Below are 12,086 nucleotides of genomic sequence, written 5' to 3'. Positions count from 1 at the left end.
GAAAGCGTGATTATCTCACGCGCCCTGGCGTTGCACGATCCGCCAGAGACGCTCGGCGAACGCTGCCGCGTGTTCGGGCGGCACATTGGTGACACCCAGAAGCAATCCGCTTCGCGACTCAACCCCACCCGCGTACCAGGGGGACACCGGAATCGGTGAAAGGTATTCGGCCAGTGCGTCGCGGGCCACGCTGACATCGTCCATGCCCTCGGGCAAGCGGATGTGGATCGCGAGGCCAGCGGACTCATGATCGATCCCCAACCCGTTCAACGCCGTCACCAGGGCATCCCGCCGCTCGGCATAGGCACGCTTCATACGGCGCAGGTGACGCAGGTAATGGCCGTCGCGCATGTACGCCTCCAGCGCCAGCTGGACGGAAGGGGGCGGCGCGGGATCCAGCGTGCCCACCACCTCGGTCACCTGACCGACCAGATCGAGCGGCACGACCAGATAGCCCACCCGTAGCGCGGGCGACATCGTTTTGCTGAAGGTGCCGATATGGACGACCCGCCTGGCGTCCATCGATGCCAGTGCGGGTGCCGCACGCCGGGCCAGTTGGAGCTCGCCGAGGTAGTCGTCCTCGACAATCCAGCGGTCGCCCGCGTGGGCCCAGTCCAGCAGGGCATGCCGTCGATCCAGGGAAAGCGTCACGCCCAGCGGGGCCTGCTGACCTGGCGTGACCAGGGCCACGCGCGCATCCGGGGCGCGTGCCATGCCAGCGGCCACGTCCAGGCCCTCGCCGTCCACAGGCACCGGCACGCAGGTGAGTCCGGCCCAGGCGAGGGCTGTCCGTGCGAAGGGGTAGCCGGGATCTTCGACCCACGCGTGCGCACCGTGCAGCTTGAGCGCGCGCAGGGTGATGCTCAGGGCGCCCGCGTAACCGTTGGTGACGAACACCTGGGAAGGCTGACAGGCGAAGCCACGCGCCACCGCGAGGTAACCCGCTATCTCCGCACGCAGCTTCGGCTCGCCACGTGGATCGGGATAGCCAGCCGGCATCATCGCGGCATCGCGCGCCGCCTGGGCGAGCATGCGCGACCACAACGCCGCCGGGAAAAGATCCGCCGCGGGCACCCCCACCTGAAACGGCGCCGGCAACGTCGGGCCGGACGCGAAGGCGCCGAAAGCCCGACGGGGCCGGGGAGCCTCCGGCTCCGGCCGCATGGCGGGCGGACGCCGCGCGACACGCGTTCCAGCAGCGCCCGCTGCAACGATGAACTGGCCATCGGCCAGCCGTTCGTAGGCCGTGCGCACGGTGCCCCGGGCCACGCCGAGCTGGATGGCGAGGTCGTTCCACGAAGGCAACCGCGCGCCGGGCGCCAGCCGCCCCTCGCGGATGGCCGCGCGGATACCGTCCGCGATCTGCTCGGACAGCGAGAGCCGTCCTGCGCGGTCGAGGGAAATGCCGAAGGAACCGTCCATCGCCGGATGGTACATCGAAGAAGAACATTCTTGGCTCTTTCGGATGGCCCGTTCCGATCGCAAGCTATACCCATACCGACCATCCATTTCCTCTGCCGGAGTACGCACCATGAGCAACCGCATCGACTACATGAAGATCGCTCCCGACGCCATGAAGGGCTTTGTCGCCGTCTACGGCTACCTCTCGCAGAGCGGCCTGGACAAGAACCTCGTCGACCTCGTTTTCCTTCGTGTCTCGCAGATCAACGGCTGTGCCTACTGCATCGACATGCACTCGCAAGACATGCACAAGCATGGCGTCCCCTTCGAGAAGCTGATCCTGACCGCCGCCTGGCGTGAATCAGGCGATGTCTTCAGCACGCGCGAACAGGCCGCGCTGGCCTGGGCGGAGTCGGTTGCCCTGGTCGCCGACACCGGCGTGCCGGATGCCGACTACGCTGCCGCCGCCGCTGAGTTCGGCGAAAAAGAGCTCGCCGATCTCTCCACCGCGATTGCGCTGATGAGCGCCTTCAACCGGATGGGGGTGGCCTTTCGTAATAAGCCGGTGACGGCTTCGAGGCTTGCCAGGGCGGCGTGACACCTATTCGGACATGAACAAAGGGGCCTTCGGGCCCCTTTCCGTTTTCGTGCCGGAGGCAGATCACTCCGTAGATTTACGCAATACCTTGCGGTTAGACCGTGCGCCCGATAGCGAAGCCCGCAAGTTAGTACGACGCTTCTCCTATGCCTGGCAGGGCGGCTCTGGCCATCAGGGGAGCGATCAACATGGGCGTACAGCCTCTCGACCCACAGGGATTCTCGACGCACCGGATCAACCGGCTGCGCCACGATTTCGATAAACATCCCCTGTTCCAGTTACCGGCGCTCGCACGGCTGGCGAAGGAACTCATGCCGCTGGAGAAGTGCCGGTTCGTCAAGCCCGGCATGACCCAGGCCTCGGCGTTCCGCCACGACGCACGGCATCCGGACGGACGCGATATCGACGACGTCTTCGAGCGAATCGAAGAGACCGGCTCGTGGATTGCGCTCTATAACGTGGAGGCGATACCGCGATACCGCGCGCTGCTCGAAGCCATCATCGACGGCGTACGGGCAACGATCGAGCGCGAGCAGCCGGGCATTTTCAACGTCACCGGATTCATCTTTATCTCCGCGCCGCCGTCGGTCACGCCCTTCCACATCGATCGCGAGAACAATTTCTGGCTCCAGTTGCATGGCAGGAAGGTGCTTAGCGTCTGGGAGCCAACCGACCGCGATGCCGTTACCGCCGCCCACGTCGAAGACTTCATCGTGAGCCACACGCTGCGCGATGTGAAGCTCAAGGATTCCTCGCTCGCATCGAGCCATGAGTTCGATAGCGGGCCCGGCGACGGCGTGTACTTCCCGACCACCTCCCCCCACATGACCCGAACCACCACGGACTGGGCGACACCGGGCGACGGCGTGTCCGTCTCCATCGGTGTCACCTTCTATACGAAGCACACGGTGCATCTCGCCCGTGTGCATCAGTTCAACCGCGTATGCAGGAAATACCTGCGCGTCACGCCGACGTATCCGGGTGTGTCGCCTCTACGCGATGCCCTGAAAGTGCCGCTGGGACTTGCCCTGGCGATCAGCCGGCAATGGACGCTGCGCGCGCTGACCTTCTGGCAGGGACTGAAAGCGCACAAGCGCCCCGAGGAAGGCTGGCTCGGCGAGAAGGCCCCGCCCGGCTCTTACTGAGTCACCGCCTGAATTGACCGAGCGCGTGGTCATCGACGATGTCCACTTCCTGCATTTACGCGCAGGTGACATTCGTGTCTCAGTTCAACGCCCCGTTGCCAACCATTCATTTAGCCGAAATGAAAACGAAACCAACGTGGGATTTCGAGGCGGCGGAAAAATTACATATTACGAGACGCATCGGTAACGCACGGATAAGGCTGCTGATTCGCCATCCGCTCATTCGCACACCCCTGCGATCTGCATAAAAACGAGCACTCAGCCGCAAGTCTTAGCGCGCGTGTTAATTGCTTGTATACGCCTGGTGATGATGAAAGACTCGATCTCAGACGAGGCCTTCCCCTACTAACGACCTCGTTATTACCAATGCCTTCAGCCACCTGACCACCGTGTCGGGGCGAGCTCGCATTGCCTGAAATAAGCATAAGGGTCGTGATCATGAAACGTAACAAGCTCGCGTGCGCCTTGGCCACGCTCCTTCTCACTCCGGTCGCAAGTACCGCGTGGGCACAGGCCGCCAGCACTGATGCGGCCCCGCAGGACACCAGCACCAACCCCAGCACCCTGCAGACCATTACGGTGACCGGCTCGGCCATTCCGCGTATCGATACGGAAACCGCTTCGCCGGTGACCACGATCTCGGCCAAGGACATCGCCCGCAGCGGCTACACCACCATTTCCGACGTGGTGCGTTCTATCTCCGCCGACAACAGTGGTTCCATTCCGAACGCCTTCACCAACGGCTTTGCCGCAGGCTCGTCGGGTGTGGCCCTGCGTGGCCTGACGGTGAACTCCACCCTGGTACTGATCGACGGCCATCGTGCCGCCAACTATGCCGTCGCCGACGATGGCGAGCGCTCCTTCGTCGATCTGAATACGATCCCGCTGGCCGCGGTCGACCGCATTGAAGTGCTGAAGGACGGCGCCTCCTCGCTGTACGGCGCCGATGCCATCGCCGGTGTGGTCAACGTGATCCTCAAACCTGGCTACCAGGGTGTGGAAGCGTCGGCTGACGTCGGCAACTCTGCCCACGGTGGTGGCTTTACGCGCAAGGGTACCTTCCTTGCTGGCGGCGGCGATCTGAACAAGGACGGTTACAACGCTTACTTCAGCGCGCAGTTTGAAGAGGACAACGCGATCCAGGCGGGTGACCGCAGTTTTCCTTACAACACCGAGGACCTGAGTCGCATCGGCGGCGCCAATCTCCAGGCGGGTCAGCCGGCCAACGGCTCAGGTTCGATCTACGGTTCGGTGACGCCCGGCACGCTGGGTACGCCAGGCGACGTCACGACGGGTATTCCGAACGACGGTGCCACCGCCAGCCTGCTGACGGGTGGCTGCGGCGCCAAAGGCACCCTTACCACCGATAAGTCGGGTACCTACTGCCAGCAGAACACGACGGCGCAGTACACCCAGATCCAGGCCAAGACGAAGGAAGGCGGCGTCTATGGCCGCTTCACCGTGAAGATCAACGACACCACCAAAGCGTACGTGTCGCTCAGCTACATGGAGACGAAAACGGATGCGGTCGCCGCCCCGGCCCAGATCCAGAGTTCGACGCCAAACAACACCAACAATATTGCCTTGCCGGTGTATCTGAGCAATGGCAGCCTCAACCCGAACAATCCGTTCGCGTCGAGTGGCCAGGCGGCGCTGCTCAACTACGCGTTCGGCGATATCCCCCGCGGTGGCACCTACGATAATCACAACCTTCGCATTGTTGGCGATGTCGCAGGCACATGGGGCGAATGGAACTACGACGCGGCACTCGTCCTCAACCACACCAGCCTGGATACCCAGCTGTACGGTTACCTGCAGTACGCCGGCCTGATCAACGCGATCAACACCGGCAGTTACAATTTCCTCAATCCGGCGTCGAACAGTTCGGCGGTACGTAACTCCCTGGCGCCGGGCTACAACAAGACCTCGACCTCGGACCTTGATGCCGTCGACCTCGCCGCCAATCGCAGCTTGTTCGACTTGCCCGGTGGCGCGCTGGGTGTGGCAGCGGGTATCCAACTGCGCCACGAAGCACAGAACGATCCCTCACTGAATCCGGGTAACGAGTTCCAGGGCCTGGGCAATGCGCAGACCAAGGGTAGCCGCGATGTCGAAGGCGCGTACCTCGAGTTCGACGCGCCCTTGCTCGAATCGCTGGAGGCGGACTTGTCCGGCCGCGTCGATCATTATTCGGATATCGGCACCGAGTTCGCGCCCAAGCTGGGTCTGAAGTGGAAGCCGCTCGACTGGCTGGCGGTGCGCGGCACGTTCTCCAAGGGTGTGCGTGCGCCGAGCTTCTCCGAGAACGGTTCGAGCTCCAACGAAGGTTTCGTCACGTACAACCCGCCGGCATCCTTCGCTGCGGAACATGGCAACAACGGCTACGTGCAGGCGTACCAGCTGGCCCAGTTCACCGACGCCAACAAGGCCATCAAGCCGGAGCGGGCGAAGAGCTATACGTTGGGCGTCGTCTTGCAGCCGACCTCATGGCTGAATGCGTCGTTCGACTACTATCACATCAAGAAAACCGATGTGATTACATCGACCGATCCGAGCTCGATTCTGGATGCGTACTATGCGGGGCAGGCCTTGCCCGCGGGCACGCAGGTGATCGCCGATAAGCCCGATCCGCTCAATCCCAACGCCCTGGCACGTCCGATCGAAGTGATCGGAAGCTACATCAATGCCAACTCCCTGAAGACCGATGGCCTGGATGTCGACCTGCAGGCGCATTTCACCTTCGGTAACGGTATCCAGTACATCTCCGACTTCAGCGGTACGGATATCTTTTCCTGGAGGCTGACGCTGCCCGATGGCACGGTGGAATCGTTCGCGGGCACGCACGGTCCTTACAACCTGTCTTCAGGCGCCGGTACGCCGCGATATCGTGAGTCGTGGTCGAACACCATGATCTGGAACAACCTCACCCTCACCGGGACCTTCTATCACACCAGTGGCATGAAGAACACGGCGCCGGACGTGTATGGCAGTGACTGCATCCCCGATGGCTATTCCAGCTGCACGGTCGGTTCGTTCACCGAATTCAACCTCACCAGCAGCTACCAGTTCACACCGAAGATCGCCGTAACCGCTTCGGTCATGAACGCGTTCGACCGAAAGGCGCCGCTGGACGTGGCCAACTATGCCGGCGTCAACTACAACCCGACGTATGCCCAGGACGGCGCTATCGGCCGGTTCTTCAACCTGGGTGTGAAGGTCAAGCTGTAATCAGGCTGTTCGAAGTCTGAAGTCTCAGGAAGTGGCGCGTGGGGCAACCCGCGCGTCACTTCTTTTTCCGTGAAAACGCCTGCCTTACCGACTCACCGCCGGAAACAACCGAGCGCGTGGTCGTCGACGATACCGACCGCCTGCATCCAGGCGTAGGTGATGGTCGGACCGACGAACTTGAAGCCGCGCTTCTTGAGGTCCTTCGAGATCGTCACCGACAACGGCGTCTGTGCATGCACCGTGCGTCCGTCGCCGCGCAATACCTTGCCCTCGGTAAACGACCAGCAATAGGCATCGAAGGTCTCGCCGCGCGCCTTCATCTCTTCGTAGACGCGCGCACCGTTGATGGTCGCTTCGATCTTTGCACGCGAACGGATGATGCCCGGATCCTCCAGAAGGCGCAGGATGTCTTTCTCGGTAAAACGCGCCACCTTCGCCGGGTCGAACCCCTTGAACGCCTTGCGGAAGGTTTCGCGCTTGCGCAGCACGGTGATCCACGCCAGGCCCGCCTGGAAGCCTTCCAGCATCAACTGTTCCCACAACATGCGCGAGTCGTGCAAGGGCACGCCCCATTCCTTGTCGTGGTAGTCGGTGTAAAGCGGATCACTACCGGCCCACGTGCAGCGCTTGATTTCCTTGCTCATCGATCGACCCCAGGTTTGTCACAGGTCGGCATGATGCGGTGTTCCGAGGCGGCGCGCCATCCGATGCAACGCGGCGCGAAACGATGCGGGGTCGCGTTTCGCACGCGACAGCATCAGCGCACCCTGAATGCCGAGAACGATATCCTCCGCCTGCTCGCTCGCCTCCTCCGCACTTCGGCCCAGTCGAACCAGGGCCGATGCCAACGCCTCGATCCAGCGTACGAAGTAGCCGGATATCGCCGTCGCGAAGCGATCGCGGGTCTGGTCCAGGGCGAACGCCCCGACCAGGCATACGCGGCCTCCGGACTGGAAATACCTGTCCACCTCACGCCACATGGCGGCGATGGCCCCATGCGGCTCACCCTCACGCAAGGTCACGAAGATATGTCGCTCGAACCAGTCGTCTACATCGGCCAGCACGACTGCCGCCATCTCCTCCTTGCCGCCGGGGAAGAAATGATAAAGGCTGCTTTTGCCCAGCCCGGTGCGCTCCGTGATCCGACTCATGCTCGCGCCGTCATACCCCAGCTCGCGGAAGGCATCCGCGACCAGGGGTATGACATCGGCTCGTTCGAAGACGACGCGGGCCATCAGAGTCCCAGGTCGGAAAGACCCGGGTGATCATCCGGGCGACGTCCCAGCGGCCAGTGGAACTTGCGCTCGCTCTCGGCGATGGGGAGATCGTTGATGCATGCATAGCGATGGTGCATCTCGCCCGCGGCGTCGAACTCCCAGTTCTCGTTACCGTAGGAGCGGAACCAGTTACCGCTGTCGTCGTGCCATTCATAGGCGAAGCGCACGGCGATGCGATCGCCGGTAAAGGCCCACAGCTCCTTGATCAACCGGTAATCCTGCTCTTTCTGCCACTTGCGCGTAAGGAAGGCGACGACTGCCTCGCGGCCGGTGACGAACTCGGCGCGATTCCGCCACTGGCTGTCGACGGTGTAAGCGAGGGCCACCCTTGCAGGGTCGCGACTATTCCAGCCGTCTTCGGCAAGACGGACCTTCTGCACGGCGGATTCGTGATTGAACGGAGGGACAGGCGCGGCCATCGGGAGGCACTCCAGCGTTGAGGAGTCGCCAGTGTACCGATCGGTACACTGGCGCGCTTGGCGCATCTTGTCGCAGCAGTCCGTAAGCGGGTTAAAGCAGACGACCTTCACCGTCTTCGGTCCAGCCCGCCTCGGCGGCCATATGTTCCGGCACAGCGAACAGATGCCGGAAACGCGACGGCTGTGACCGCAGGTATTGCTTCGGCGGATGGTGAATCTGCCCGCCCAACTGGGCAGCCGCGTGCCAGGGCCAGCGTGGATCGAACAGCACCGTGCGCGCCAGGGCGATCATGTCCGCGTCGCCTGTGGCCACGATGGCCTCTGCCTGCTCGGCTTCGGTGATCAGGCCGACGGCGACGACGGGCATCTTCACCGCTTGCTTCACCGCGCGGGCGAAGGGCACCTGGTAGCTGGGGCCCACGGGGATCTTCTGCGCGGCATCGAGACCGCCCGTCGACACATGGATGGCATCGCAGCCGTGGTCTTCGAGGGCACGGGCGAACACGAGGGTTTGCTCCAGGTCCCAGCCGCCCTCGACCCAATCCGTCGCCGACACGCGCATCGTGACGGGACGATCGGCGGGGAATGCCCCGCGGACGGCGTCGAATACCTCGAGGGGGAAGCGCATGCGGTTTTCCAGCGACCCGCCGTATTCGTCGGTCCGCTGGTTGGAGATCGGCGAGAGAAACTGATGCAGCAGGTAGCCATGCGCCCCGTGCAACTGGACGACATCGATATCCAGCCGCGCGGCCCGCACCGCAGCGGCGGCGAAGGCGTCGCGGACACGGGCCAGGCCATCACGGTCCAGCGCCGTGGGCGGCACATAGTCGTCGAGGAAGGCCACGGCCGACGGTGCCTCGGTTTGCCAACCATGGGCGTCATCCGGCGCCAGCTGGGCGCCGCCGACCCAGGGTGTGTCAGTCGACGCTTTGCGCCCCGCGTGGTTGAGCTGGATCGCGATGGGCACGTTGGACCACTTGCGCACGCCTTCCAGCGTGCGCCGCATGGCGGCTTCCGTCGCGTCGTCGTACAAGCCCACGTCGGCCCAGGTGATCCGCGCCTCGGGCAGCACGGCCGTGGCTTCGATCGTCACCAGGGCGGCACCCGAGTTGGCGAGCTGACCCAGGTGCATCAGGTGCCAGTCGTTCATCTGGCCGTCCACGGCCGAGTACTGGCACATCGGCGCGATCACGATCCGGTTGGTCAGGTCGAGGTTGCGTACACGGATCGGTTTGAACAGCGCGGGTTGCGCCATGGGGTGTCTCCTCGGAAACCAGATACTTGATACCCGTGTTGGGGTATCGGTTGCTTGAAAAAAAGGGCGCTCAGGCGTCGCCGGGCAACGGCGCTTCCGGCGACACCAGGCCTTGCTGGCGCATCTCGCGCCAGAAGTCGCCGGGGATGACGGCCTTGAGCGCGGCGTGGTCTTCGGCAATGCGCGATGGTTTGCTGGCACCGGGAATCACCGCCGCTACCGCAGGATGGGCCAGCACGAACTGCACCGCCGCCGCCTTCACCGGAACGTCGTGACGGGCTGCCAGCGCCTTGATCTTTTCGACGCGAGCGATGATTTCCGGCGACGCCGCCTGGTATTCAAAGTGGGCGCCACCGGCCAGGATGCCCGAGCTGTACGGGCCGCCGACGACGATGTCGACGCCCTTTGCGGCAGCCGCTGGCATCAGGCGCTGGAGCGCGTGGGCGTGATCGAGCAATGTGTAGCGCCCGGCGAGCAGCGTGGCATCCGGTCGTGCGTTGGCCAGATCCAGCAGGAGCTCCACCGGCTCGGTCTTGTTCACGCCCAGTCCCCAGCCCTTGATGACGCCTTCGTCGCGCATGCGATCCAGCGCGCGGAACGCGCCGGTGCGTGCGATCTCGAACTTGCCCAGCCACTCGTCGCCGTAGAAGTCCTGCGCGATGTCGTGCACCCAGACAAAATCGATATGACCCACGTTCATGCGCTTCAGGCTGTCCTCGATGGACTGGTAGGTGCCTTTTTCCGTGTAGTCGTCGACGACTTTGTTCGGGCGACCAAACTCGAACACGCCACCCTTCTCGCCCAGGTCCCGGGCGCCGGTTTCCAGCTCGTCCAGAACGATACGACCGACCTTGGTGCTCAGGGTGTATTCGTCACGCGGGTGCCTGGCCAGCATCTGGCCCAGACGAATCTCGGCGAGGCCGGCGCCATAGAACGGCGCGGTGTCGAAGAAGCGGGTGCCCTGCTCCCAGGCGGCCTCGACGGTGGCGGCAGCCTCGTCCTCGGGAATGTTGCGGAACATGTTGCCCAGCGGGGCGGTACCGAAGCCCAACGGGCCAGCCAGAAGTTTGTCGCGGATGGTCATGGTGTGTCTCCAGATCGAATAGGTACCGTGGCGGGATTCGTTCCGTATCATCACGAATATGACCAGGAACGACCTCACTCTCGCGTGCGCCAGCGGGCGCCACCACGGCTTACGACGAGTAATATGAAACTCGCCGGTGCCAGCGGCAAGACGGGCCCGGCTATCGACACTCATGCCCTCGATTCACGAATAGGTGACTTATGGACAACCGCGCGGGAGAAATGGAGGCCTTCATGCGGGTCGTCCAGTCCGGCAGCTTCGCGGGCGCGGCACGGAGTTTCGGCTTGTCGCCCTCGGCGATCAGCAAGCTCGTGGCGCGACTGGAAAGCCGGCTCGGCACGCGACTGATCGTGCGCACCACGCGTACCCTGCAGCTCACCCCGGAAGGCGAAACCTATTACGCGCGCGCCTTGCGGGTATTGGCCGATATCGACGAGACCGAACGTCTTGTCGCCCATGGCGGCGCGGCGGCGCCCTCGGGAAAACTTCGCGTGAATGCGTCTGTGTCATTCGGCGTGCGCAAGATCGTTCCGTTGATCCCTGAATTCCTCGCCGCCTACCCGCTGGTCGAGCTCGACCTTTCCCTCAACGACAACATTGTCGACCTGGTGGAAGACCGCGCCGACGTGGCCATACGCGTCGGTGTGCTGCCCGACTCCGGCCTGAAGGCACGCAAGATCAGCGAGGCGGGCCACGTAGTGTTTGCCTCGCCGGCGTATCTGGAACGACGTGGCATGCCGGGCAGCCCCGAGGATCTCGAAGGTCATAACTGCCTGGTCTTCAACCTGGGCCGCTCATTCAATGCGTGGCCGTTCCTGGACCCCGCGACCGGCAAGAGCCGGCCCGTGCCGATCAGCGGAAACTTCCAGGCAAACAACGGCGAGACGCTGCGGCGCATGGCCGTCGACGGACTGGGTATCGCACGGCTGTCGTCGTACCACGTGGAGCGGGACATCGCCGCAGGGCGACTGGTGCCGATCCTCGAGGCCTTCAACGCGGGTGAACGGCAGGTCACCCATGCCGTCTTCGTAGGGCACGAACACCTGGCAACCCGCGTCCGCGCCTTCGTGGATTTTCTCGCCGAAAGGGTGCCGGCATCGGAGGATTGGTATCGCCAGGACTGAACCCGGGGAACGGCTCAGACGACCTTCTTCACTCTTGTCTGTCCCGGGGAAAGCGGACTCCCTGAGGCCGTACGCGGCATCATGGCGGGCACGGGTTTGCCGGTGTCCGTGTCGATCAGGCGAGAGAATTTCTCGCCGCGGTCGAAGAGATGTTTCTCGCCCCACTGACGTAATGCGACGACGACCGGGAAGAGGCTCTCACCTTTCGGGGTGAGGACGTATTCCTGATAGGCGCTGCCATCGGCGGCTGGCTGGCTAACCAGGACCTCGGCCTCGATCAGCTTGCGCAGCCGATCGGCAAGGATGTTGCGGGCCACACCCAGTCCGCGCTGGAAGTCGCCAAAGCGACTGACGCCGTCAAACGCATCGCGAACGATAAGCAGGGACCAGCGGTCGCCGATGACGTCGAGCGAGCGGCCGACGGGACACGTTCGATCATTTGCCAGGGGTTGGTCGGACACGGGATCTCCTCCGGCGCTTCGTGGCGCACCAGTTGCATTTTGCAACCACGAATCCTAACCTTCAACTAGTTTCAATTTAAAACTTGATTGAAGG

At 63.4% G+C, this 12,086-nt stretch carries 10 protein-coding genes and 1 pseudogene; 4 read left to right on the top strand and 7 right to left on the bottom strand.

The window, feature by feature from the left end; genetic code table 11:
• Positions 1-15: 15 nt before the first annotated feature.
• The gene (locus tag HB634_RS02025; RefSeq protein ID WP_213947321.1) at positions 16-1,422 is read right to left on the bottom strand and encodes a PLP-dependent aminotransferase family protein; all 1,407 of its coding nucleotides are present in this window, start codon (positions 1,420-1,422) and stop codon (positions 16-18) included.
• Positions 1,423-1,531: 109 nt separating this feature from the next.
• Here HB634_RS02025 and HB634_RS02020 point away from each other — a divergent pair, with 109 nt between their 5' ends.
• The 3 genes from HB634_RS02020 (at position 1,532) to HB634_RS02010 (ending at position 6,372) form a co-directional block, all read left to right on the top strand.
• Positions 1,532-1,999 (top strand): carboxymuconolactone decarboxylase family protein, encoded by a 468-nt coding sequence (locus tag HB634_RS02020; protein ID WP_063571905.1) that lies wholly within the window; start codon positions 1,532-1,534, stop codon positions 1,997-1,999.
• A gap of 188 nt (positions 2,000-2,187) precedes the next feature.
• Positions 2,188-3,144 carry a cupin domain-containing protein gene (locus HB634_RS02015; RefSeq protein WP_213947320.1) on the top strand — a complete coding sequence of 319 codons (957 nt, stop codon included), beginning with the start codon at positions 2,188-2,190 and terminating at the stop codon, positions 3,142-3,144.
• Positions 3,145-3,582: 438 nt separating this feature from the next.
• Positions 3,583-6,372, top strand: a complete 2,790-nt coding sequence (locus HB634_RS02010; RefSeq protein ID WP_213947319.1) for a TonB-dependent receptor — start codon at positions 3,583-3,585, stop codon at positions 6,370-6,372.
• Positions 6,373-6,464: 92 nt separating this feature from the next.
• Here HB634_RS02010 and HB634_RS02005 read toward each other — a convergent pair whose 3' ends face one another.
• The 5 genes and pseudogenes from HB634_RS02005 to HB634_RS01985 form a co-directional block, all read right to left on the bottom strand.
• Positions 6,465-7,016 (bottom strand): DNA-3-methyladenine glycosylase I, encoded by a 552-nt coding sequence (locus tag HB634_RS02005; RefSeq protein WP_063571902.1) that lies wholly within the window; start codon positions 7,014-7,016, stop codon positions 6,465-6,467.
• A gap of 18 nt (positions 7,017-7,034) precedes the next feature.
• Positions 7,035-7,607: a TetR/AcrR family transcriptional regulator gene (locus tag HB634_RS02000; RefSeq protein ID WP_063571901.1), complete on the bottom strand. Its 573-nt coding sequence runs from the start codon at positions 7,605-7,607 to the stop codon at positions 7,035-7,037.
• Positions 7,607-8,068, bottom strand: coding sequence for a nuclear transport factor 2 family protein (locus HB634_RS01995; protein ID WP_063571900.1), 462 nt, complete (start codon positions 8,066-8,068; stop codon positions 7,607-7,609). Before HB634_RS01995 ends, HB634_RS02000 begins: the two co-directional genes overlap by 1 nt.
• A 154-nt stretch (positions 8,069-8,222) precedes the next feature.
• A pseudogene (locus tag HB634_RS01990) lies at positions 8,223-9,323 on the bottom strand (NADH:flavin oxidoreductase/NADH oxidase); the annotation flags it as partial.
• A 70-nt stretch (positions 9,324-9,393) separates the two neighbouring features.
• Positions 9,394-10,407, bottom strand: coding sequence for an aldo/keto reductase (locus HB634_RS01985; protein ID WP_213947317.1), 1,014 nt, complete (start codon positions 10,405-10,407; stop codon positions 9,394-9,396).
• Between the two features lie 233 nt (positions 10,408-10,640).
• Here HB634_RS01985 and HB634_RS01980 point away from each other — a divergent pair, with 233 nt between their 5' ends.
• Entirely contained in the window at positions 10,641-11,531 is an 891-nt protein-coding gene (locus HB634_RS01980) for a LysR family transcriptional regulator (RefSeq protein ID WP_255548315.1), read from the top strand.
• Between the two features lie 14 nt (positions 11,532-11,545).
• Here the strand turns inward: HB634_RS01980 and HB634_RS01975 are convergent, their stop codons facing one another.
• Positions 11,546-11,992 carry a helix-turn-helix domain-containing protein gene (locus HB634_RS01975; protein ID WP_345777448.1) on the bottom strand — a complete coding sequence of 149 codons (447 nt, stop codon included), beginning with the start codon at positions 11,990-11,992 and terminating at the stop codon, positions 11,546-11,548.
• Positions 11,993-12,086: the final 94 nt, after the last annotated feature.

This window comes from Luteibacter sp. dw_328 (genome assembly GCF_018449605.1).
Classification (GTDB): Bacteria; Pseudomonadota; Gammaproteobacteria; order Xanthomonadales; family Rhodanobacteraceae; genus Luteibacter.
The sequence above is the reverse complement of the archived record's forward strand: the minus strand, read 5'-3'. Positions and strand labels throughout refer to the sequence as shown.